We start from the raw sequence: 23,367 nt of genomic DNA, 5'->3' as shown, positions 1-23,367 counted from the left end.
CTTTCAGACAACAACAGGGAGACCATCATGTCGGTCGAGTTCATCGGCTTCATCGCAAACAGCAACGCTTCCGAGACCATCGTGCGCCAGGGGCCGGTTGCTCGATCCGCACTATATCGAGACGGTGGCGAGAGCGCATGAGCTTGCCGGGTTCGACCGCGCGCTGCTGGCGTTCCATTCGACCACGCCGGATGCGCTGCAAATCGCCCAGCACGTGCTGACCATCACCAGGAATCTCAAGGTGATGATCGCGCAGCGGCCGGGCTTCACCGCGCCGACGCTGCTGGCGCGCCAGTTGGCCACGCTGGACCAGCTCTACGACGGCCGCGTCTCGCTGCACGTCATCACCGGCGGCAACGCGATCGAGCTCAGGCAGGACGGCAACACGCTCGACGACAAGGACGAACGCTACGCCCGCACCAGCGAATTCCTCGACGTCGTGCGGCTGGAATGGACCAGCGAGAAGCCGTTCAACTACAGCGGCAAGTATTACACCGTCGAGAACGGCTTTTCGCAGGTGAAGCCGCTCCAGAAGGGCGGCATCTATACTTTCGTCGGCGGCGGTTCGGACGCCGCGATCGAGGTTTCGGGCAAGCACGCCGACACCTTTGCGCTGTGGGGCGAATCCTACGCGCAGGTGCGCGACGTCACGGCACGCGTGCGTGCGGCGGCCGCGAAGCACGGGCGGCCGAGCCCGCGCTTCAGCCTGTCGGTGCGGCCGATCCTCGCCGACACCGAGGAAAAAGCCTGGCAGAAGGCCGAAGGGATCCTGGAGCGTGCCACCGAGTTGCAGGATCAGACCGGCTATCGCCGGCCCAATCACGCGACCGAGGGCGCCAAGCGGCTGCTGGCAGCGGCCGACCAGGGCGCGCGTATCGACAAGCGGCTGTGGACCGAGATCGCAAAGCTCACCGGTGCCAACAGCAACACCACCGCGCTGGTCGGCACGCCCGAGCAGGTCGCCGAGGTCTTCGCCGACTATTACGACCTCGGCGTCAGCCACTTCCTGATCCGCGGCTTCGATCCGCTTCCGGATGCCATCGACTACGGTCGCGAGCTGATCCCGCTGACGCGCAAGCTGATCGCCGCGCGCGACCAGCAGCGAGGGATCGCGGCGGAATGATCCGCACGGCAACCGTGTCCCGGACACGGGGCACGAGACCTCACAAGGAGCTCAAGCATCCGTGAACCGGATAGAACGCATTCCAACCCGGTCGCCTTCCTCGACAGGTTCCTTCTGCATTTCATGCTGACGGCAACACCCGCATTGCTATTTGCATCCCCACTCTTGCGCCACGCTCCACCCATCAAAAATCATGAAGACGACCACATCGGGAGACCGGCCATGGGCCTGCAAGAAACAAAAATCGAATCGCTTCCCTTCGTCACCGCTGAACTCAACTATCTCGCGCCGGTTTCCGGCAAGCCACGCACCTACGCCTTCGATCCGCCGCCGGGCGAGCCGAAAAGCACGTCACTGCCTGAGCCGCATCAGGTGCCGATCTTCGATGCGCGCCTGATCGCGAACAATATCTCGCTCGATCGCGAGGGCTTTGCGCTGGTGCGCCATCCGAACCAGGTCAAGGACTTTTACAACGAAGAGGAAATCCGCGCCGTCTACTATCCCGCTGTCGAGGCCTTCCTGCGGGCGACGCTGAAAGCCGATCGCGTCGTCATCTTTGACCACACCGTGCGCAGGCGCGTCGAGGGCGCCGCGGATATTCGCGACGGCGGTCCGCGCCAGCCTGCGACGCGTGTGCATGTCGACCAGACCGCCGTCTCCGGCGCCAACCGCGTGCGCGAGCATGTACCTGATGAAGCCGAGGAGCTGCTCAAGGGCCGCGTCCAGGTGATCAACCTCTGGCGGCCGATCCGTGGTCCCCTGCGCGATTCACCGCTGGCGATGGTCGACGGCACCACGGTGTCACCCGACGATCTCGTCGCCTCCGACCTGATCTATCCCAACCGTCGCGGCGAGACCTATTCGGTGAAATACAATCCGAACCACCGCTGGTTCTATTTCCCCGAGATGACGGCGGACGAGGCGCTGCTGCTCAAATGCTATGACTCGGCGACCGACGGCCGTACGCGTTTCGGGCCGCACACCGCCTTCGTCGATCCGACCACGCCGACCGATACCGCGCCGCGCGAGAGCATCGAGGTGCGCACGCTGGTCTTTCACAAACAGTAACAATGTGTGATGGCACTGCCGGGCGTTGCCCGGCAGTGTTTCGGGAACCAACGGGAACCGGGCGACGTTGCAGCGCGGGGCAGGGCTAACCCGGAGCGGAGCCGTGCGAGCGCAACCGACGCTATTATTGTGCCTGACCACCTTCTCGCTTTCTGCATTTTCCATCGCCCACGCCGAAAGCGGACTTGCCTCTTATTATGGATACGGGAAGGCCGGAAGAGGCGGCGAGCTGACCTGCGCGCACCGGACGCGTCCGTTCGGCAGCGTGCTCAAGGTGTCCTACAGCGGACGCTCCATCCAATGCCGCGTCAATGATCGCGGTCCCTTCATCCGCGGCCGCATCGTCGATCTCTCCGTGCCAGCCGCCCGCGCGCTCGGCATGATGAGTGCCGGCGTGGTGCGGGTCTCGGTGGAATAGCTCCGTCCGCGCGCTATAGTGCCGCCCAAAGCAAGGGGAGGGGCGTTATGGCCAGAATCAGGGTCGGACTCGTCGGCTGCGGCTTCGTGTCGGAGCTGCATATGTATGCGTTCCGGCGCGTCTACGGCGTCGACGTCGAGGTAGCGGCGGTCGCTGCGCGCGGCGATCACGTCGTCGAATTTGCCGCCCGCCATAATATCCCGCGGGTCTATCGCAGTTTTGCGGAATTGATCGCCGACCGCGCGCTCGAGGTCATCGACATCTGCACGCCGCCAAATCTTCATGCCGAGATGATCGTCGCCAGCATGCAGGCCGGCAAGCACGTCATCTGCGAAAAGCCGTTTGCCGGCTATTTCGGCCGCAACGGCGACAGGGAGCCGATCGGCAAGCACGTGCCGAAGGCGCTGATGTATGAACGCGTGCTGGAGGAGATGGACGCCACCCGTGCCGCGATCGAGCGCACCGGCAAGCTCTTCATGTATGCCGAGGACTGGATCTACGCACCGGCGGTGACCAAGACGGCCGAGATCCTCAAGGCGACGAAAGACAAGATCCTGTTCATGAAGGGCGAGGAGAGTCATTCCGGTTCGCACGCGGCGCATGCCGCGCAATGGGCGACGACTGGCGGCGGCTCGCTGATCCGGATGGGCTGCCATCCGCTCTCAGCCGTGCTCTATCTCAAGCAGGTCGAGGCGAAGGCGCGCGGCGAGACCATCAAGGTCGCCAGCGTCACCGGCGATGTCGGAAACGTCACGGCCGGCCTCAAGCCGGAGGAGCGGACCTACATCAAGGCCAACCCGGTCGATGTCGAGGATTGGGGCACGCTGACGGCGACTTTCTCAGACGGCACCAAGGCCACCGTGTTCTCCGGCGACATGATCATGGGCGGCGTGCGCAATCTGATCGAGACCTACACCAGCGGCGGCTCGCTGTTCGCCAACATCACCCCCAACACGCATCTGATGAGCTACCAGACCTCCGAGGAGAAGCTCGCCCCGGTCTACATCACGGAGAAGGTCGACCGCAAAACCGGTTGGCAATATGTCTGCCTCGAGGAGGAATGGACGCGCGGCTATCTCCAGGAGATCCAGGATTTCATGGAATGCGCCGCCACGGGACGCCAGCCGCTGTCGGACCTCGCGCTGGCCTACGAGACGATCAAGGTGAACTATGCCGGCTATTGGGCGGCGGAAGAGGGGCGGCGGGTGATGTTGTAGGACGATGCGCGTTCGCTGCTATCATCTCGTCGCCTACCAGGCTCCGACGGCCATCATCACGACAATGGTCAGGCAAGAGAAGCAGGCGATCGACGCCGCATAGAATTCGGGCGTATTCAATGTGGCCTCCTGAAAATGGACTGCCTTCCAAGATACTGTTGCCGTGGCGCGATTATTCCCGCGCGCGCTTCGATTCGGCATCGTGTTGCGGATCCACCCTATCCGGGTCGGCGGGATCATGATCCGGCAGGACGAGTTTTGGATGTTTGCCCGTGAGCAGAAGCTGCTTGCGCATCTCGGCAAGGCGAGCGCGGCAATATTCCTTGTAGAGTAATTCGAATATGGCGGGCATTGTCACCCCCATCGCTGGAATTCAGTTCCTGAGAATGTCTGCTCCCCGCTGGATGGCTCCGGAATGCGAGCCGCTATGCCGATACGTCAACCCGAAATTGGAACGTGATTGGTTGATCGTCTTGCATATAAAAATGAGCGTGGGACCAATTATTAAAGTCCCAGCATAGCAGGCTTCTGTTTCAAGAAGACTTCGTCTCACAACCTGGGCGCGCTGCTGCGTGGTCAAAAATCCAACTACAGCGCGAAAACAATAACCGCTGGCTGCAGACAGCGCCGGCTACAACGGCGTGAGTGCGGCGGGTGGTGTTGTAGTGGGCGCGCGCTCTTACCCCTCCAGAGGAGGGTGGAGCAATCCACCGAGAACTGTATCGCTACGTCCCGTAAGTCGAGCCCTTCGGCAGCGGAAACACCGGATCCTGGGTGCGGATGTTGGTCGGCCACACCACAGAGATATGCTCGCCCGCGTTCTGCATCACCACCGGCGTCGAGCGTTCGTTCTGGCCGGAGAGCGGCGTGCCCGGCGGGAAGAACTTCACGCCGTAGCCCTGGATGGTGCCGCCTGCGGGGATGTCGACGTCGAGCGCGGCCTTGCGAATGGCCTCCGGCTCGAAGCTGCCGTATTTCTCTTTCGCCACCGGCAGTACGTTGTTGAGCAGCACCCAGGTCTGGTTGAAGCCCATCGAACAGTGCGGCGGCACGTCGGTGGCGCCGGTCTTGGCCTGGTAGCGCGTGACCATGGTCTTGATCAGATCGCCCATGCCGGGCGCGAGCTTCGACGGATCGAGCAGTTGTGCCGGCACCGGATCGATGTTGCAGAAATTGTCGATGTCGGCGCCGAAGGTCGTGCGCAGCTTGTCGAGTTGGCTGTAGCCGGCGCCGGCTCCGAACAGCATCTTGAAACGCAATCCGCTCTCGCGTGCCTGGCGCAGGAACAGGGTGATGTCGGGATTGTAGCCGGCGTGCGAGATCACATCGACCTTGGCGCGCTTGAGTTTGGTGACGAGCACCGAGAGATCGGGCGCCGAGGCCGAATAGCCCTCGCGCAGCACCACCTGGATGCCGGCCTCCTTGGCATAGGCCTCGTCGGCCGCGGCGACACCGACGCCGTAGGGGCCGTCCTCATGGATCAGCGCGACCTTGACCTCCTTGGGGTCCATGCCGAGTTTCGCTTTCGCGTGCTCGGCGATGAAGCCGGCAAAGGCCTGGCCGTACTGATCCGAGTGGATCTGCGCGCGAAACACATATTGCAGGTTCTTGTCCTTGAACACGGCGGTCGACACCGCGGTCGTGATCCAGAGGATCTTCTTCTGCTGCTCGACCTTCGCCGCCATCGGCACGGCATGCGCGCTGGAGTAGACGCCGTTGATGATGTCGATCTTTTCCTGGCTGATCAGGCGCTCGGCCTCGTTGATGGCAACGTCGGCCTTGCTCTGGGAGTCGGCGGGGACGGGCACGATCCTGGTCTTGCCGCCAATGCCGCCCTTCTCGTTGACGAGATCGATGGCGATCTGCGCACCGACCGAGGAGGCGACCGAGCCGCCCGCGGCGAACGGTCCGGTGAGATCGTAGATCAGGCCGATGCGCAAATTCTCGGCTTGCGCCTGGGCCCGGGTCCAATCGAGGCTGAGTGTGGCGGCAGCAGCCGCCGTACCCTTCAGCAGCTGCCTGCGTGAAGTCGGCATCCTATCCCTCCCTCCGAACCGTCGTTTGCGACTGGTCTTATGTTTTTTGGCGAGTATTTGGAGGGCGTGCACGAAAGTCAACATGCGCCGCACTAGGCAATTCGGACGCGCAGCCGACCATGAATCGCGTCGGGCATTTTTCCCTGAGTATCATTTTTCGCTGAGCATCATTCTTTTTGCGCTGCGCTGTCCTTTGGTTGGCGATCATTCCGATTGCGCGCCATCAGGCCGAACGCGAACATCCGCTTGTCGCGCGTGTGTTTTCAGCTTCGGCCCGAGGCCACATCGTCTCCCGCAGATGTGATGGTTTTTGCTCTACGCGTTCGTTGTGGGACAAGACTTATGACCGGCATTCGGCTTGTGCGCATCGGAGGTTGCGTGCCATCCTAGTCGGGTAAATTGCACGGGAAGCCCAATTCCCGGCTTGGCCATTGCGCCGCGTTAAGGGTGGAACACAAAAGCTCAGGAGAAGTGATATGGTGTGGACGCTTCGTTTGACGGGGCTCGCTTGCGTTGGCCTGTTGCTGTCGTCGGTCAGCGCCCTGGCAGGGCCTAAGGTCGTCTCCGGTCCGGGCGCCGATCCCGGATGCTTCAAGCCCTGGTCTGCTCAAACCAAGTTCTTCCAGTGGGACAAGAAGCCCGGTCCCTACAAGATCGCGCTCGTCAACGGCTTCGTCGGCAACACCTGGCGCATCCAGATGGTGAAGACCGCAAAGGCCTTCGCGGCGCAGCCGGGCATCAAGGAGAACATCAAGGAGTTCAAGGTCGTCTCGACCGGCACCGATGTTGCAGCGCAACTCGGCGCGATGGAGGACTTCATCAATCAGGGCTTCGACGCCATCGTCACCATCGCGGTAGCGCCCGACGGCTTCGACCGCATTATCCGCCTTGCCGAAAAGAACAACGTGGTCGTGGTTCCCTTCGACAACGTCCTCGACACCGACAAGGTGATGATGGTCAACGAGGACCAGAAGGAAATGGGCCGCATGTCGGCGAAGTGGCTCATCGATGAGAGCGGCAAGAAGGCGGGCGACATCCTCGAGGTCCGCGGCCTGCCGGGCAATTCGGTCGATCGTGATCGCCATCTCGGCTTCCGCGAGGTCATGGAAGCTCCGGGCAACAGCTTCAAGATCACAGAAGTGGTCGGCAATTGGGATACCGGCACCTCGCAGAAGGTGACGGCGGACGCCCTCGCGGTGCACGGCCATTTCGACGGCGTGTTCACGCAAGGCGGCTCCGACGGCACCGTGCAGGCGATGATGTCGGCGAAGCATCCCTTCGTCCCGATGTCGGGCGAAGGGGAGAACGAGTACCGCAAGCAGATCGCCGATCATGCCAAGGATGGGCTCAAGGGCATGTCCTACGGCCAGTCGCCGGCGCTGGTCGCCATCGCCACCAAGGCGGCGATCTCCGCGCTGCAAGGCAATGTGATGCCGCAGCTCATCTCGATCCCGATTCCGGTTGCGACCTACAAGGATCTGAAGCCCGGCACCAATTACTGGCCGGACCTCAATGCAAACTTCTTCGCGCCGAACCAGTTCACGCCCTGCGGCGTCAATTTCACGGCCCCGGAGATCATGTCGCAGAGCGAGAAGAACACCCAGTGAGTACACTGGAGATGTCCCGGTTGCGGCCCGGCCTTGGCCGGGCCGCTGCTGCGTGAGCCCGCCATGCCGGACGTCACCTCGAGCCACCCCGCCTTCCTCACCCTGTCCGGAATCTCCAAGCGCTACGCCGGCGTACGGGCGCTCGAGGGCGTCGACTTCGCCTGCGAGCGCGGCAAGATCCACGCGGTGCTGGGCGAGAACGGCGCCGGCAAGTCGACGCTGATCAAGATCATCGCCGGCGTCGTCCAGCCCGATACCGGCACCATGCGGCTCGGCGGACGCGAAGTGACCTTCGCGACGCCGTCGGCCGCCAATGCGGCCGGTGTCGTCTGCATCTTCCAGGAATTGTCGCTGATGCCCGACCTCTCGGTCGCGGACAATATCTCGATCGCCTCGCCGCCGCGCCGCTTCGGCCTCATCGACGCGCGGGCGCAGCGCCGCCGTGCCGAGGAGCTGCTGGCCGAGATCGGTTGCGAGGACGTCAATCCCCTGATGCGCGTGCGCGATCTGCCGCTGTCGCGACGGCAGGTGGTGGAGATTGCCAAGGCGCTCGGCAAGAAGCCGCAGCTCCTGATCCTCGACGAAGCCACATCGGCCCTCACCAGTGCCGACGTCGAGAAGGTGTATGCGATGCTGGCGCGGCTCAAGGCCGAGGGCGTTGCCATTCTCTACATCTCGCACCGGATGCACGAGGTCGAGGCGCTGGCCGACCGTGCCTCGGTGTTCCGCAACGGGCGTCATATCGAGACCTTCGACCAGGGCCGGCGCTCGACCGCCGATATCGTTCAGCTCATGATCGGGCGCGACATCGCCGCCCAATATCCCCCCAAGCCCGCGCGTGGATCGCCGAAGCCGATGCTGGCTGTCGATAATCTGAGTTGGGACAAGAGGCTGGATCGCATCTCGCTCAGCGTCGGCGCCGGCGAGATCGTAGGCCTCGGCGGGCTCGACGGCCAAGGCCAGAAATCCCTGCTGCTGGCGTTGTTCGGGGTGCTGCGCGGCGTCTCTGGGCAGGTCACCGTCGAAGGTCGCGAGGTGCGTCCGGGATCTCCGGCGGCGGCGAAGTCGGTCGGCATCGCGCTGGTGCCCGAGGATCGCAAGACCGAAGGCCTGATGCTGCCGATGTCGATCGCCGACAATCTGGTGATCGCCTCGCTCGACGCGATCTCGACCGGACCCCTGGTCGACCGTGCGCGCGAGACCGATGCGATCAAGCGCGCCATCGCGCGGCTGCAGATCAAGATCGGCGCGCCCGGCGACGCGGTCGCCACGCTCTCCGGCGGCAACCAGCAGAAGGTCGTTCTCGCCAAATGGCTGATGACCGATCCGCGCATCATCCTGCTCAACGATCCCACGCGCGGCATCGACGTCGGCACCAAGCAGGAGCTTTACCGGCTGATGCGCGAGCTCGCCGACCAGGGCGCCGCCATCCTGTTCTACTCGACCGATTATGACGAGCTCATTGGCTGCTGCGACCGGGTGGCGATCATGTATGACGGGCGCATCGTGCGCGAGCTTTGGGGTGACGAGCTCAACGAGACCAACATCATCGCGAGCGCGCTGAACATCGACGCCGCGACACCGGACACGCCCGGAGCCGCCCATGCTTGACGATGTCGCCATCAGGATTCGCCAGAACATCGGCATCGTCACCGCCGTCCTGTTGTTCTCCATCCTTTATCTGCTCTACAACCTCGCCCACCCCAAGGGCTTCTCGTCGGCGGTTCTGGTGCAGAACGGCGACGAGATCTTTGCGCTCGCCATGCTGGCGATGGCCCAGACCGTGCCGGTGCTGGCGTCGGGGCTGGATCTCTCCGTGGGCGCCGTCATGACCATGGTGGGGTGTTTCGCAAGCTATCTGCTCACGGGGGCGGCGGGCGGCACGGCGTTGCATCTCGACATCTTCGGGCTTCATCTCGGCCTCGGCACCTTTCCCGGCGGCGTCAGCGGCATCCTGCTCGGGATTGTCATCTGCCTCGCGATCGGCGCACTGGCCGGCTTCGTCAATGGCTGCGTCGTCGTCTATGGACGTATCCAGCCGATCATCGCGACGCTCGCGACCGGCGCGGTCTATATCGGCATCGCGCTGTTCCTGCGGCCGACGCCGGGCGGCAAGATCGACGAGGATCTCAACTGGGCGCTGACAAATTCGCTCGGCGATTTCGCCGCGACCGTCCACATTTTCGATGACGGCGCAGCGCCCTGGTTTGCGCCGGTGGCCTGGATCCCGGTGCCGTTCGTGCTGCTGGTCCTGATTGCGCTCCTGGTCTGGGTGCCGTTCCGCCGCTCCGTGCTGGGCCGGGCCGTCTATGCGGTCGGCTCGGCCGAAGGCGCCGCCTACATGTCCGGCCTTCCGATCGAGCGTGCCAAGATCGCCGCCTTCACGCTCGCCGGCTTCTTTGCCGGCTGTGGCGGCCTGTTCCTCGCCATCCAGACATCTTCGGGCAATGCCGACATCCCGCAGGCCGGCGCCTACACGCTCAACTCGATCGCCTCCGTCGTCATCGGCGGGACGTCGCTGCTTGGCGGGACCGGCAGCGCGATCGGCTCGATCTTCGGCGCCATGGTGCTGCGCGTCATCTCGTTCTTCTTCCGCATCTTCGACATCGCGCCGCTGTTGCAACCGCTGTTCGAGGGCCTGATCCTGCTGGCAGCGGTCAGCATCGGCGCGCTCGGCGTCCTGCGCGTCAAGAACACGCTGGAGCTGTTCCGATGAGTTCGGCCTCACTCAGTCTCTCGCGCGATGACCGCCCGATCCTGATCGCGGCGCTGTTCATCCTCGTCATCCTGGTGGCGGGCACGATCTACACGTTTGCGCGCTTCGGCAGCGCGCCGCTGTTGTCACCGACCTATTTGCTGCAGCAGCTTCAGATCGGCGCCTTCCTCGGCATCGTGGCCGCCGGGATGATGATGGTGATCCTGATTGCCCAGATCGACCTGTCGGTGCCGTGGACGCTTGCCGCGGCTGCCATGATGGCGACATCGATCGGCGGGCCGCTCGCAATTCCGGTCGGGCTCGGGGTCGGGCTGCTGGTCGGTCTCGTCAACGGCATCGGGGTCGCCTATCTGCGCGTGCCATCGATGATCTTCACCCTTGGCGTCAACGCGGTGATGCGCGGCCTGATGGTGGCGCACACCGGGGGGTACGCGCCGCAGACCGGCGCCACCGACCTGATGCGGATGCTGGCCGGCGACCGCACGCTCGGTATTCCCAACGCCCTGTTCGTCTGGATCGCCGTGTCGGTGCTCGTCACGATTGTTCTGCAGCGCACGACGCTCGGCCGCTACGTCTATGCCATCGGCAACAAGGAGGCGGCGGCGTATCTCGCTGGCGTCGATACCCGCCGCATTACCGTGATCTGCTTCGTCCTCTGTGGTCTCGCCGCCGCGCTCGCCGGCGTTCTGCTCGCCGGCTACTCCACCAAGGCCTATCAGGGCATGGGGGATGCCTATCTGCTGCCGTCGATCGCGGCGGTCGTGATCGGCGGCACCAACATCCTCGGCGGCCGCGGCCGCTATCTCGGGACGCTGATCGGCGTGGTGCTGATCGTGCTGCTCAACAGCGTGCTGTCGATCATGGATATGCCCGAGGCCGGCCGCCAGGTGATCTACGGCCTCGTCATCATCTTCATGCTGCTGGTCTACGGGCGCGGCGAACGTGTCACGAGTTAGTTAGATCAGCTGCTGTGGCGATCAGCTCTGTCGGAGTCCAGTTGCGCGTGAGCCAAACAGTCAAAGCTGCGCCAGACAAGTGCCAATATCGGCGGTTGCTCAAGTGTTTCACGTTATAGGAGCGTGCAACGAGCCAGGCGATGCGAGCGCTTGGATCGTTGGTACCGCCCTGAAGTAAATAGGAGTATGGTGACATCGGACGGACTTGAGCGGGTTGGGTGAGCCGTAGCTTCTGGAACAAGTCATCTATTTGCTCGATCGAGGCTGTGTGTGTTGCGGGCGTGGGGCGGCCCTCAATCTCGTTAAGTCCCTTCCAGTAAAGAACCCAAGGGGCGGCCGCGACGGCAGACAGCATCGTTGCTACAACGAGCGCTATGGCTATCAAAACTCGTCGTCTCGTCATAGGCTTTGGCTTTCTTCCTACACCGCCGCCCGCGTGTTGAGGTAGATCGAATACAGCGAGGTCTGTCCGCAGATGTAGAGGCGGTTGCGGCGCGGGCCGCCGAAGCAGACATTGGCGACGATCTCGCCAATCGGGATCGTGCCGAGATGCGTGCCGTCGGCTGCGTAGCAGAACACGCTGCGGCCCGCCGACGTCCAGATGTTGCCATGGATGTCGCAGCGGAAGCCGTCATAGAGTCCGTCCGGGCAAGTGGCAAACAGCGAGGCTTCCCCAACTGTCTGTCCCTTGACCTGATAGGACCAGATCGTCGGCGGCAGCCCGCGGACATGCGTCGCGCCGGTGTCGGCGACATAGAGCCGGGTTTCGTCGGGCGAGAAGGCCAGCCCGTTGGGCTGCACCCGGTCGGACACGACGCGCGTGATGGCACGGGTGCTGCCGTCGATCCGGTAGACGTTGGAGGCGCCGATCTCTGACGGGCTCTGCTGCCCTTCATAATCGCTGTCGATGCCGTAAGTCGGATCGGAGAACCAGATCGAGTTGTCGGACTTGACCACGACGTCGTTGGGCGAATTCAGCCGGCGGCCCTCGAACGCATCCGCCAGCACGGTAATCGAGCCGTCGTGCTCGGTCCGGGTGACGCGGCGCATGAAATGCTCGCAGGTCACGAGCCGCCCCTGGCTGTCGGTGGTGTTGCCGTTGGAATTGAAGCTCGGCGCGCGGAATACCGACACCGAGCCGTCGGTCTCGTCGAAGCGCATCATCCGGTTGTTCGGAATGTCGGACCAGACGAGGTAGCGCCCGGCCGGAAAGTAGGCGGGGCCTTCCGCCCAGCGGCAACCGCTGGTGAGTTTCTCGAGATTGACGTGGCCGAAGACCAGCCGGTCGAAGCGAGGGTCGTGGGCGACATAGGGGAGCATGCGTCCTCCTTGATGAGCCGCAGATTCTTGGGCAGATTCTTGAGCAGATTCTTGGGATCCCTGCGTGCTGTCGTTACTTTGATCGACCCTGCCAAATTTGCAAGAGTGCCTCGGCTCACGGCGCATCGCCGCAAAACGAAATGCCCGGGACATCTCGCGCGAAGACGCGCTTCGCGCTTTTGCCCGGGCATCACGTCGTTGTGGTGGCGTTCTTCCGCTTCTTACTGCGACAGCTTCACGAAGTCCGGAAATTTCAACTTGCCTTCCGCGATCTTCTCCGGCCAGACCACGACCTGCTTCTGGTCCTGCCACTGGAAGACGAGGCCGGTGACCGCGCCGGGGCCGGACTTGATGCCGTGGGTGAACTCGTCGTCCTTGCCGTAGAACTTGATCTGGCCGATCGTGCCCTCGAAGTCGGTCTTCTCCATCTCGGCGACCATCTTGTCGGGGTCGGTCGAGCCGGCGCGCTTGATCGCGTCGGTAATGATGTAGACCTCGTCATAGGCGGTGTAGCCGGTATAGGCCGGCGGCGTGCCGAACTTGGCCTTGAAGGCGGCGGCGAACGGCTTCGTCTTCGAGGTCACGGCGACGTCGGGGGTCGCAACCGCCAGCGACGGCACGCCGTCGGCGGCGCCATTGGTGTCCTTCCAGAAGGTCGGGCTCAGCGCCTGCGCGCTGATGCCGAACATCGGGATCGGTACCTGCTGGTTCTTCCACTGCACCGTCGGCTGCACGCCGACATGGGAGATGCCGGTGACGATCACGTCGGGCTTCTTGGCTTCCATGTTGTTGAAGATCGGCGTGAAGTCGGTGGTGTCGGGCGAGAAGCGCACATGCTCGACGACCTTCAAGCCGGCCTTGGGCAGGCAGGCCTCGTAGCCGACATCGAGCGGCTTGGTCCAGGCGGCGTCCTCGCTCATGATCGCGACCGTCTTCATGTGCATCTTGTCGACCAGAAGATCCTTGGCCGCGTCGCAGACGATCTGGGCTTGCGCAGCCGAGGTCAGATAGCCGTGGAAGGTGTACTTGTTCTTCTCGTAGTCGTTGTGGATCGCCTTGGTGATCTCGTTCGAGGCGGCGCCGGGCGTGATCAGCGGCATCTTCAGGCGAGCTGCCCAGGGCTCGAGCGCCAGCACGACCTCGCTGATATAGCTCGCGATCACGGCGGAGACCTTGTCCTCGCTCACCGCGCGCTGGAAGGCGCGCACCGAGTCGGCCGAGGAGCTCTTGTTGTCATAGGTGACGATCTCGACTTTGCGGCCGAGGATTCCGCCCTTGGCGTTGATCTCGTCGGCGGCGATCTGCGCGCCACCGGGCGTCGCAGCGCCCGCGATCGACTGCACCTCGGCGATGACTCCAATCTTGATCGGATCGTTGGACTGCGCATAGGCGGGGGCGGCGAGGCACAGCGCCAGCGCGGAGGTGAGGAGGCCAGAGCTTAAAATGCGCGATGATCGCATGGTCGTTTCCCTTTCGTTGTTTTCTTGTTGATAGGCGCGAACTAGAGAAAATCGGCGCCGGCCTCGGCGGCGAAGCGGCCGGGATCGCCTTCCCAGACGACCCGTGCATGCTCCAGCACATAGACGCGGTCGGCATGCGGCAATGCGAAGGTCACGTTCTGCTCGCCGAGCAGCACGGTGATGGATGTCGTCTGACGCAGCCGCTCCAGAGCCTTGGACAACAGTTCGAGGATGACGGGCGCAAGCCCTAGCGTCGGCTCGTCCAGGATCAGGATCTGCGGCTGCATCATCAGCGCGCGGCCGATTGCGAGCATCTGCTGCTCGCCGCCGGAGAGCGTCTGCGCCATCTGCCCCTGCCGCTCCTTCAGGATCGGAAACAGCTCGAACAGCCAGGCGAGCTGCTTGGCGCGGGCCTCGTCGTCGAGATGTTGCCCGCCGAGATCGAGGTTTTCGCGCACACTCATCTCGCCGAACAGCTCGCGCGATTCAGGACATTGAACGAGGCCACTGCGCGCAATTTTTGCGGGGCTGGTGCCGCGCAGCTTTTCGCCGCCACGGATGATCTCGCCGCTGTAGGGCAGGAAGCCGGAGATGGTGTTGAACAGGGTGGTCTTGCCGGCGCCGTTGAGACCGACGATGGAGACGAACTCGCCCTCGTGGATGTGGATCGAGACGTTCTCCAGCGCCTGCGCCTTGCCGTAATGAACGCTGACATTCTCGACCTGGAGCAACGGCACCTTGTCCTTGAAGCTGGTCTCGGGCCGCGCATGGGTCTCGATCGCACCGCCGAGATAGACCCGGCGCACGGTCTCGTTCTTCATGACGTCGTCGGCCTTGCCGGTGACGATCTCCTCGCCGAGATACATCGCGAGCACGCGGTCGACCAGCGCCGCAACGCTCTTGACGTTGTGGTCGACCAGCATCACCGCGCGGCCCTCATCACGAAAGCTGCGGATCAGGTCGGAGAACACGTCGACCTCGGCGCGGGTCAGGCCGGCGAAGGGTTCGTCCACCAGCACGACCTTCGGGTCGCGCGCGATCGCCTTGGCGAGCTCGAGCCTTCGCAGATCAGCGAAGGGCAGCGTCGGCGGGCGGCGGTTCATCACGCTACCCAACCCGACGCGATCGGCGATCCATTTGGCGCGTTCGACCAGCGCCTTGTCCGGAAACAGCATGAACAGGCTGTCCGGCAGCAGCGCCACCATGATGTTCTCCAGCACCGTCTGCCGGTTCAGCGGCCGCGAGTGCTGGAACACCATGCCGAAGCCCTTTCGCGCGATCTTGTGCGCGGGAAGGCCGGCGACATTCTCGCCCTCGAAGACGACTTCGCCGGCGGTCGGGCGCTCGATGCCCATCACGCTCTTCATCGCGGTGGACTTGCCCGAGCCGTTCGGCCCGATCAGGCCGAAGATCTCGCCGCTGTTGACCTCGAAGCCGAGGTTTTTGACCGCGGTCAATCCGCCGAAGCGTTTGGTCAGGCCGCGGACTTCGAGCACGGGCCGGTTTGAAAGCCTCTGGTCCATTACGAGCGAGCCTCGCGCGAGAGGGCCGCTCCGAGGAAGCCGCCGGGGAAGAACAGGACGACGAGCAGCGCGACCGCCGAGACGATGAAGGTGGCGAGCTCGCCGGTCGGGCGCAGGAATTCGCCGGCGACGATCAGGAAGATCGCGCCGAGCGCCGCCCCAAGCACGGTGCGGCGGCCGCCGAGCACGGCCGACACGATGACGTTGACGCCGACCGCGACGTCGACGACGGTGCCGACCGAGGCGGTGCCGAAGTAGAACACCAGCAGTGCGCCCGATAACCCGGAGAAGAACGCGCTGACGATGAAGGCGGCGAGCTTGTGCTTGACGATGTTGAAGCCGAGCGCGCCGGCCTGGACCGGATCCTGACCGCTGGCCTGCAGCACGAGGCCGATCGGCGATTGCGACAGGCCGTAGAGGATCGCGGCCGAGATCGTCATGAAGCCGAGCGCGATCCAGTAATTGGCGCCGGCGTTGATGGTGATGACGTCGGGGATGGTCAGGCCGATCTCGCCGCCGGTGAGATCGGCGAACACCACGATGAAATTCTGCAGCATCAAGACCGCGACCAGCGTGGTCAGGCCGAAATACGGCCCGCGCACCCGCAGCGCCGGCAGCGCCAGCACGAGACCGGCGACGACCGAGGCGAGCGCACCGAGCACGATGCAGAGATAGACCGACCAGCCGAACTGGGCGTTGAGGATGCCGGCGGTGTAGGCGCCGACGCCGATCAGGAAGGTGGGGCCGAAATTGACTTCGCCCGCGAAACCGAACAGCAGGTCCCAGGCCATCGCGAACACGCCGAAATAGAACGCGACGGTGAGGAGGCCGAGCACATAACCGGAGACATAGAGCGGCAACGTCGCCGCGATGATCACGAGCGCCAGCGAGACAAAGAACAGGCGCGAGGTAAAGAAGCTCGCCATCTCAGCGCCTCCCAAGAAGGCCCTGGGGCCGGATATACATCACGAACACGAGCAGCAAGAGCGCCGGAATGGTGCGGTAGGCCGGCGAGACCAGATAGGCCGTCAGCGTTTCGAGATAGCCGACCACGAAGGCCGCGATCAGCGAACCGGAGACGCTGCCGAGGCCGCCGAGCACCACGATCGAGAACGCGCTCGCGGTCAGCGGGCCCACGCTGTAGGAGCTGACGCCCAGGAACATGCCGAGCAGCACGCCCGCGATACCGGCGAGGATGCCGTAGATGCCCCACACCACGATGTAGATGTTGGTGAGCTCGAGCCCGAGCAGCGTCACGCCGCGCGGATTCATCGAAGCCGCCAGCACCGCCTTGCCGGTGCGGGTGCGGTTCACCAGCAGCCACAGCAGCGCGATGACGAGGCAGCACACGATCGCGGTAAAAATCTCGTTCTTCGGCGTGCGGACGCCGAGGATCTCGACGACGCCCTCGACGATCGGCAGCACCGTCTTGGCGTTGTTGGTGAAGAAATAGGCGATCAGCTCCTGGATCATGATGCCCCAGAGCAGCGTTCCCGTGAGGACGAAGATCTCCTTCTCCTCAGTCGGAATGCGCCGGGAGTCCTGGATCGGCTTCACCACCGCAAAATAAGTGAGGAAAGCCGTGAGGAGGGCGACCCCGACCCCGATCAGTGCGCCGGCATAGGTGCCGACACCGAGCACGCTGGCGGCGGCCCAGGCCGCCACCGCTGCCGCCACCATGATGGCACCGTGGGAGAGGTTGAGCACGCCGGAGACGCCGAAGATGAGTGTGAAGCCGGTGGCACCGAGTGCGTAGAGGGCGCTGATGGCAAAGCCATCAATCAGAATCTGGAAAGCTCGCATCTATGATTGGCCAAGAGTCTCACTGGAGGGAAGGTGCTGCGGGGCGCCGCAAATGGAAGCTCCCGGGAGGTGGTCCCGGGAGCATGTCCAATCAGTTGCCGAGCTTGATGAAGCTCGGGAACTTGAGATCGACCTTGGCGACGTCCTTGGGCCAGACTGCGCTCTGCTTGCCGTCCTGCCATTGCAGCATCAGCCCGGTGATCAGGCCCTTGCCGTATTTGATCGAGTGCGTGAACGGATCGTCCTTGCCGTAGAACTGGACGCGGCCGATCGTGCCTTCCCAGTCGGTCTTCTCCAGCGCGTCGACCAGCTTGTCGGCATCGGTCGAGCCGGCGCGCTTCACCGCGTCGGCGATGTAATAGACCTCGTCATAGGCGGTGTAGCCGGCGTAGGACGGGTAGTTGCCGAACTTCTTCTTGAAGTTTTCCGCGAACGGCACCGACTTCGGTGTCACCGCAACGCCGGGGCCGGAGACGCCCTGATAGAGCACGCCTTCGGCCGCCTGGTTGGTGTCCTTGCCGAAGGTCTCGTTGGTCGCCTGCGAGGAGATGCCGAACATCGGGATCGGCACCTGTTGGTTCTTCCACTGCACCGTCGGCTGCACGCCGACATGGGAGATGCCGGTGATGATCACGTCGGGCTTCGAGCCCTCGATCTTGTTGAAGATCGGTGTGAAGTCGGTGGTGTCGGGCGAGAAGCGGATGTGGTCGAGCACTTTCAGCCCGATCTTGGGCAGGCATTCCTCGTAGCCGACGTCGAGCGGCTTGGTCCAGGCGGCGTCCTCGCTCATGATGACGGCCGTCTTCATGTGCATCTTGTCGACGAGCAGGTCCTTGGCGCCGTCGCACACCGAGAGCGCCAGCGCCGCTGACGTCAGGTAGCCGTGGAAGGTGTACTTGTTCTTCTCGTAATCGGCGTGAACGCTCTTGCTGATCTCGTTGGAGGCCGCACCCGGCGTGACGAACGGCGTCTTCAGCCGCGACGCCCAGGGCTCAAGCGCCAGCACCACCTCGCTGATGTAGCTGGCGATGACCGCGTTGACCTTGTCCTCGTTCACCGCGCGCTGGAAGGCACGCACCGAGTCCGCCGAGGAAGAGTGGTTGTCGTAGCCGATGATTTCGATCTTGCGGCCGTCGACGCCGCCGGCGGCGTTGATCTCGTCGGCGGCGAGCTGCGCCGCCTGCGGGATCGATGCGCCGGCAATCGCCTGCGCTTCCGCGATGACGCCGATCCTGATCGGATCGGCCGCAAAGGCGGGGCTGGAAGCCGCCAACAATGCGCCGGTCGCGACCGCACCAAACGCACTTCGCAATGCACCAGAGAGTGCTTTATTCATGTTGTTCTCTCCCTTGAACCAAAGCTTCTTTGAGCTATTGGGGCGGGACTATAACGACGAGAGAATCCCCGGCAAGTGAAACTGTATTCAGGATTGTACGATGGGGACTAAAGTCTAGCGCTTGCATAAATTGCAGGCGTTCGAGCGCGCGCAGGCATGCAGATTTCGACGAAGGCCATGCGCGTACGTTGCGGCGGCGGCGATGCTGGTCGCTCAGCGCGCTTGCAACAGCGACGGGTCAAGCGGCGCGAGCCGCGCGGGATCGAACGGCGCGAGATCCACCTCGTGCGCTGCGCCGTCGGCGATGAGTTGCGCCATGGCCTCGCCGGTCGCGGGCGCATTCAGGATGCCCCACACATTGTGTCCGGTCGCGACATAGAGCCCGTCGCTCTGCGGCACCCGGCCGATCAACGGCAGGCCGTCCTCCGTCACGGGACGGAAGCAGGCCTGCTGCGCGATGATCCTGTCGGAACGAAACAGCGGCGATAACCGTTCGGACATGGCTTGCAGGCGCGCGATCGCATCGCGGTCCGGCGTCACCGTCGCCGGGTCGAGCGGCAGCGGTGCGATGTCGGAGAGCGCGGTGACATGCGTGCTGCCGTCGGCGCGCGGAAAGACCTCGATCGACACGGCGCTGCCATCCGTCTCGCATTCCAGGAACAACGCATCGGCCGGCACGTTGGGGCCGATGTCGTAGACGATGCTCGGGCTGCGCTGGCCATAGACAGCGGGGAGGCTCATCCATTGCGCCGCGAGCAGCGACCATGGTCCCATCGCGATCACAATGGCATCCGCTTCGATGATGCTGCCTTCGATCTCCACGCCCTTCGACGCCGTGCCATTGGAATCGTGCAAGATGCCGGTGATGCGGCCAACGCGAAGCTCGGCGCCTCGCGCCAGCGCCGCGTTCATCACGGCCGACGTGAATTTTCGGGGATGAACGATCGCGGTCGTCTCGGGGGTGCCGATGCGTTGCGTGATGACGACGCCGTCGCCGAGCCAGTCGAGCGCGGATGGCGCATTCCGGCGCGGATCGCCATCAGGTGCAACATAGCCGCCATAGGCGCTCATCGGGCGGTGACCCCAATCGCCCGCGATCTCCCCCGGCAGTTGCGCGTGAAGCGCAAAACTGCGTCGCGCCAGCGCATCGAGCGGCGTGCCCGCACACCAGTCGCGCGCCAGAAAGCCGCCGGCCTTGCCGGAAGCCGCAGCCGCCACTTCGGTCCGTTCGACGACGATGACATCGACGCCGTGGCGGCGGAGGAAGTAGGCGGTGCAGGCCCCGATCACGCCGCCGCCGCAGATCACAACGCGCATGGCTTGCTTCCCGATCCGGCCTACGTTCGCGGAGACAACCTAGCTCGAATAGCCGCGTTCCAGGGCATGGCGCTGCTGGTAGCGGTCCAGCGCCAGATGGACGAGGCGCGTCAGCAGCTCCCCATATGGCACGCCCGAGGCTTCCATCATCTTCGGATACATGCTGATCGACGTGAAGCCGGGCAGGGTGTTGATCTCGTTGAAACAGAATTCGCCGGTTTGCCGGTCGAGGAAGAAATCGACCCGCGCGAGGTCGCTGCATTCGAGCGCCGCGAACACTTGCACCGCGAGCGCGCGCACGCGCTGCATCTGCGTCGCGTCGAGCCTGGCCGGAAGATCGACGCGGGCGCCGTCGGGATCGAGATATTTGGCCTCGTAGGAATAGAATTCGTGCTGGGCGTTCGGATTGAGTTCGCTGGCGACGCTCGCAAACAGCGTCTCGCCCTCGAGCACCGCGACCTCGATTTCGCGCGCGTCGATACCCTGTTCGACCAGCACCTTGACGTCATAGCGAAACGCATCATCGAGCGCAGGGCCAAGCGCATCAAAGGTCTTCACCTTGTGAATGCCGACGCTGGAGCCCATGTTGCACGGCTTGACGAACACCGGCAGGCTCAAACCCTCGACCGCCCTGGCGAGTGACGCGGCGCGGTCGGCGGTGAAGGCCTTGCGGGTGAGCACGCGATAGGGCGCGACCGGAACGCCGGCGAATTCCGCGAGCCGCTTGGCGACATCCTTGTCCATGCTGACGGCGGAGGCGAGAACGCCCGAGCCGACATAGGCGACCTCGGCCAGCTCCAGCAGGCCCTGCAGGGTGCCGTCCTCGCAAAGCGGGCCGTGCATGACCGGAAACACGACGTCGATCTCGATCGGGTCTGTCGCGCTTTCGGAGATCGGCATGAGAACGCCACATCCGTCGGCGCCTCGGGCGAACCGCATCTCGGGCGCATCGGGCAGAATCGGCAAGGCCGCCTGCGCCGGATCGATCCCGGCAGGATCGTTCCACTGCCAGCGACCTGTCTTGTCGATGGAGACCGGGATCACCTCGAAACGCGCGCGGTCGAGATGCCGGAGCACGGAGGCGGCCGATTTCAGCGAGACCTCGTGCTCACCGGACCTGCCGCCATAGAGAACAACGACGCGAATTTTGTCTGCCATGATTCAATTATCACGCGCTCCGCCCGGAAGTCACGTGCTGCCTCGATGTTCGCGCATCGATCCGATCATCCAAACAATTCGGCGCCGGCGAGGCACGCCGGCGCCGTCTCGCAGCTCGACTTGCGCTCTGCTTCAGCCCGGCCCCGCACCTTGCGTCGCGGTGAACACCGCGTAGAGCGACTGGCTCGCGGCCATGAACAGGCGGTTGCGCTTCGGCCCGCCGAAGCAGATGTTGCCGCAGACTTCCGGCAGGCGAATGCGGCCGAGCAATTTGCCTTCGGGTGACCACACGGTCACGCCGTTATAGCCGACCGCGCGACCGGCATTGCTGGAAGCCCAGACATTGCCGTTGACGTCGCAGCGCACGCCATCCGGCCCGCACTTCACGCCGTCGATCACGCAATCGGAGAAGCGCTTCAGATTGGACAGCTTGTTGTCGCTGCCGACATCGAACACGAAAATTTCGCCCTTGCCGCCCGGACCGGTGTCGCCCGGTCCCTTGCCGGTCGAGACGACGTAGAGCTTCTTGAAGTCGGGCGAGAAGCACAGGCCATTGGGATCGGGCACCTGCTCCTCGGTGACGACGAGATCGACGCGGCCGCTTGGGTCGATGCGATAGCAATTGGTCGGCAGCTCGCGCTTGCCCGGTGTGAAGCCGGCTGGCTGTCCGATCCGGGGATTGAGCTTGCCGCCTGCATTGCTCGGTCCGCCCGCCGCGTCGGGCTCACCTTCATAAAGCTGGCCGCCATAGGGCGGATCGGTGAACCAGTAACTGCCGTCGGGATGCGCGACCACGTCGTTCGGCGAGTTCAGCTTCTTGCCGTTGTAATTGTCGCACAGCACGGCGGCGGTGCCGTCGTGCTCGTAGCGCGTCACCCGCCGGGTCAGATGCTCGCAGGAGAGCTGGCGGCCCTGGAAGTCGAACGAGTTGCCGTTGGAATTGTTGGAGGGCGTGCGGAACACGCTGACGCGGCCGTCATCCTCGCTCCAGCGCATCTGCCTGTTGTTGGGAATGTCGCTCCAGAGCAGATAGCGGCCTTGGGCGCTCCATGCCGGACCTTCGGCCCAGAGCACGCCGGTATAGAGCCGCTTGATCGCGGTGTTGGGCTGCGCCAGATCGTTGAAGGAGGGATCGACCGCGATGATATCGGGGTCCCAGAAATAGGTGGTCGGTGCGCCATGGGGGCCGAAGTCGCGCGGCGGTGTGGTGATCGTCGTCGGCGGGGCGGCAGGTCCGGCCTGGGCCAGCGCGGCGCCCGTTCCGGCCATCGTGGCCGCGGCACCGAGCGCAAGTCCCTGGACCAACGTCCGTCGTGAAAGCGCGGCATCCTGCTCACGCTGCTGTTGGCGTGTCATTCGCGTCCTCCCTGGTTATATTCAGCTAGCCGGTTGATCCAGCCGAGCAACCCAAGGTTAGTCCCGTCCGCGATGAGTTGCGAGGGCTGCCGTCGCGTCGTCTGCGCAATTTAGAGATGGTTGAATTCGTCAATTTGCGGATTCATGCGGGAATAAATGTGAACGGCCGTTCTGCACGGTGTGACCCGACAATTCGCGCGCCCTTGGCCAATTGACCGAGCCCCAGTTTGGGCCCTGTCAAGCCTTGACCTTGCCCCTATTGCTGCGCAGAAACCTTGGAAGAAAGGGCCGCAGCCAATGGTGCAGGGTATCATCACATTGATCGTGTTGCTCGGGATCGCGTATGCGGCCGGCTATTTCACGCGCGATTTCCAGTCCCGCAAACGGCGTGCCAAGGCTCGCCGCTCGGGCGGCTACACGCAGCCTGACTGGCTCAGTCCCACCGTTCCCGCCAACACCAACGAAACTCCGTCCCCCGCCGTTGGTGAACTCGGCCAGATGCTGGACCGCTGGGAAAGCAGGGCCCGTTCGCGTCGCACGGGGTAGGCCTCCAGACCACGTTACGATTTTGCCTTGCCACAAGCTCAGCCGTCATCCTGAGGTGCGCGCCCTTGCGCGCCTCGAGGATGGGCCGGAGGCGCGCGTGGCTCATCCTTCGAGGCTTCACCCTGCGATGCATATGCATCGCAGGGCTCGCACCTCAGGATGACGGCTCGACTGCGGTAAGCATCGCTCCCTGCGGGGCTACAATCCCTTGCGCTACCCGTCGGGCGAAACACCAGCCGCTGGGTCAACCGCCCTACGCCAAATATTCCACTTTACCGAATTTCGGTTTTATCGTATGTATCGCCCATCCTGATCCGGCGAAAAGGGGCGGTCGTACGTCGTCACGAGCCGCGGATCGGGTTGCGGTGGACGCGAGCAGCGCCGTCGCGGATGCGAGTGCAGGGCGG

19 protein-coding genes and 1 pseudogene are annotated in these 23,367 nt (G+C 63.9%); 9 read left to right on the top strand and 11 right to left on the bottom strand.

Translation table 11 applies throughout. From position 1 onward, the window contains the following. Positions 1–27 precede the first annotated feature (27 nt). The 4 genes and pseudogenes from K3F49_RS05405 to K3F49_RS05390 all read left to right on the top strand — a co-directional run bounded on the left by K3F49_RS05405 (position 28) and on the right by K3F49_RS05390 (position 3,826). Positions 28–1,123 (top strand): annotated as a pseudogene (locus K3F49_RS05405) (LLM class flavin-dependent oxidoreductase). 222 nt (positions 1,124–1,345) lie between these two features. After that, positions 1,346–2,191, top strand: coding sequence for a CmcJ/NvfI family oxidoreductase (locus K3F49_RS05400; protein ID WP_234679852.1), 846 nt, complete (start codon positions 1,346–1,348; stop codon positions 2,189–2,191). 103 nt (positions 2,192–2,294) lie between these two features. Continuing rightward, the gene (locus tag K3F49_RS05395; RefSeq protein ID WP_234679851.1) at positions 2,295–2,609 is read left to right on the top strand and encodes a septal ring lytic transglycosylase RlpA family protein; all 315 of its coding nucleotides are present in this window, start codon (positions 2,295–2,297) and stop codon (positions 2,607–2,609) included. Between the two features lie 47 nt (positions 2,610–2,656). Further along, the gene (locus K3F49_RS05390; protein ID WP_234679850.1) at positions 2,657–3,826 is read left to right on the top strand and encodes a Gfo/Idh/MocA family protein; all 1,170 of its coding nucleotides are present in this window, start codon (positions 2,657–2,659) and stop codon (positions 3,824–3,826) included. Positions 3,827–3,998: 172 nt separating this feature from the next. Here K3F49_RS05390 and K3F49_RS05385 read toward each other — a convergent pair whose 3' ends face one another. Then, positions 3,999–4,178 (bottom strand): hypothetical protein, encoded by a 180-nt coding sequence (locus K3F49_RS05385; RefSeq protein ID WP_234679849.1) that lies wholly within the window; start codon positions 4,176–4,178, stop codon positions 3,999–4,001. Positions 4,179–4,551: 373 nt separating this feature from the next. Beyond that, positions 4,552–5,862 (bottom strand): ABC transporter substrate-binding protein, encoded by a 1,311-nt coding sequence (locus K3F49_RS05380; RefSeq protein ID WP_234679848.1) that lies wholly within the window; start codon positions 5,860–5,862, stop codon positions 4,552–4,554. 476 nt (positions 5,863–6,338) lie between these two features. On the opposite strand from K3F49_RS05380, the gene K3F49_RS05375 reads away from it, so the two are divergent. The 4 genes from K3F49_RS05375 to K3F49_RS05360 all read left to right on the top strand — a co-directional run bounded on the left by K3F49_RS05375 (position 6,339) and on the right by K3F49_RS05360 (position 11,141). Next, positions 6,339–7,469 carry a sugar ABC transporter substrate-binding protein gene (locus tag K3F49_RS05375; protein ID WP_234679847.1) on the top strand — a complete coding sequence of 377 codons (1,131 nt, stop codon included), beginning with the start codon at positions 6,339–6,341 and terminating at the stop codon, positions 7,467–7,469. A gap of 63 nt (positions 7,470–7,532) precedes the next feature. Beyond that, complete coding sequence (locus K3F49_RS05370) at positions 7,533–9,080, top strand: sugar ABC transporter ATP-binding protein (protein WP_234679846.1); 1,548 nt, start codon at positions 7,533–7,535, stop codon at positions 9,078–9,080. Next, complete coding sequence (locus K3F49_RS05365; protein ID WP_234679845.1) at positions 9,073–10,185, top strand: ABC transporter permease; 1,113 nt, start codon at positions 9,073–9,075, stop codon at positions 10,183–10,185. Before K3F49_RS05370 ends, K3F49_RS05365 begins: the two co-directional genes overlap by 8 nt. After that, the gene (locus K3F49_RS05360) at positions 10,182–11,141 is read left to right on the top strand and encodes an ABC transporter permease (protein WP_234679844.1); all 960 of its coding nucleotides are present in this window, start codon (positions 10,182–10,184) and stop codon (positions 11,139–11,141) included. Before K3F49_RS05365 ends, K3F49_RS05360 begins: the two co-directional genes overlap by 4 nt. A gap of 420 nt (positions 11,142–11,561) precedes the next feature. On the opposite strand, the gene K3F49_RS05355 is transcribed toward K3F49_RS05360, so the two are convergent. The 9 genes from K3F49_RS05355 to K3F49_RS05315 all read right to left on the bottom strand — a co-directional run bounded on the left by K3F49_RS05355 (position 11,562) and on the right by K3F49_RS05315 (position 22,414). After that, positions 11,562–12,461 carry an SMP-30/gluconolactonase/LRE family protein gene (locus K3F49_RS05355; protein WP_234679843.1) on the bottom strand — a complete coding sequence of 300 codons (900 nt, stop codon included), beginning with the start codon at positions 12,459–12,461 and terminating at the stop codon, positions 11,562–11,564. 221 nt (positions 12,462–12,682) lie between these two features. After that, a complete protein-coding gene (locus K3F49_RS05350; RefSeq protein ID WP_234679842.1) occupies positions 12,683–13,921 on the bottom strand; it encodes an ABC transporter substrate-binding protein in 1,239 nt (412 codons plus the stop codon). Between the two features lie 41 nt (positions 13,922–13,962). Further along, positions 13,963–15,444: an ATP-binding cassette domain-containing protein gene (locus tag K3F49_RS05345; protein WP_234679841.1), complete on the bottom strand. Its 1,482-nt coding sequence runs from the start codon at positions 15,442–15,444 to the stop codon at positions 13,963–13,965. After that, positions 15,444–16,370 carry a branched-chain amino acid ABC transporter permease gene (locus tag K3F49_RS05340; protein ID WP_234679840.1) on the bottom strand — a complete coding sequence of 309 codons (927 nt, stop codon included), beginning with the start codon at positions 16,368–16,370 and terminating at the stop codon, positions 15,444–15,446. Before K3F49_RS05340 ends, K3F49_RS05345 begins: the two co-directional genes overlap by 1 nt. Position 16,371: 1 nt before the next feature. Further along, positions 16,372–17,247 (bottom strand): branched-chain amino acid ABC transporter permease, encoded by an 876-nt coding sequence (locus K3F49_RS05335; RefSeq protein WP_234679839.1) that lies wholly within the window; start codon positions 17,245–17,247, stop codon positions 16,372–16,374. Positions 17,248–17,338: 91 nt separating this feature from the next. Beyond that, a complete protein-coding gene (locus K3F49_RS05330) occupies positions 17,339–18,583 on the bottom strand; it encodes an ABC transporter substrate-binding protein (RefSeq protein WP_234679838.1) in 1,245 nt (414 codons plus the stop codon). 213 nt (positions 18,584–18,796) lie between these two features. Next, positions 18,797–19,900: an NAD(P)/FAD-dependent oxidoreductase gene (locus K3F49_RS05325; protein ID WP_234679837.1), complete on the bottom strand. Its 1,104-nt coding sequence runs from the start codon at positions 19,898–19,900 to the stop codon at positions 18,797–18,799. A 39-nt stretch (positions 19,901–19,939) separates the two neighbouring features. Beyond that, the gene (locus K3F49_RS05320; RefSeq protein ID WP_234679836.1) at positions 19,940–21,058 is read right to left on the bottom strand and encodes a D-alanine--D-alanine ligase family protein; all 1,119 of its coding nucleotides are present in this window, start codon (positions 21,056–21,058) and stop codon (positions 19,940–19,942) included. A 132-nt stretch (positions 21,059–21,190) separates the two neighbouring features. Continuing rightward, a complete protein-coding gene (locus tag K3F49_RS05315) occupies positions 21,191–22,414 on the bottom strand; it encodes an SMP-30/gluconolactonase/LRE family protein (RefSeq protein ID WP_234679835.1) in 1,224 nt (407 codons plus the stop codon). 300 nt (positions 22,415–22,714) lie between these two features. Here K3F49_RS05315 and K3F49_RS05310 point away from each other — a divergent pair, with 300 nt between their 5' ends. Next, the gene (locus K3F49_RS05310; protein WP_234680577.1) at positions 22,715–22,960 is read left to right on the top strand and encodes a hypothetical protein; all 246 of its coding nucleotides are present in this window, start codon (positions 22,715–22,717) and stop codon (positions 22,958–22,960) included. Positions 22,961–23,367 lie beyond the last annotated feature (407 nt).

The sequence above is a fragment of the Bradyrhizobium monzae genome (assembly GCF_021458635.1).
Taxonomy (GTDB): Bacteria; Pseudomonadota; Alphaproteobacteria; order Rhizobiales; family Xanthobacteraceae; genus Bradyrhizobium.
Note: the sequence above shows the minus strand (reverse complement) of the source record. Positions and strands in the feature narration are given on the sequence as shown.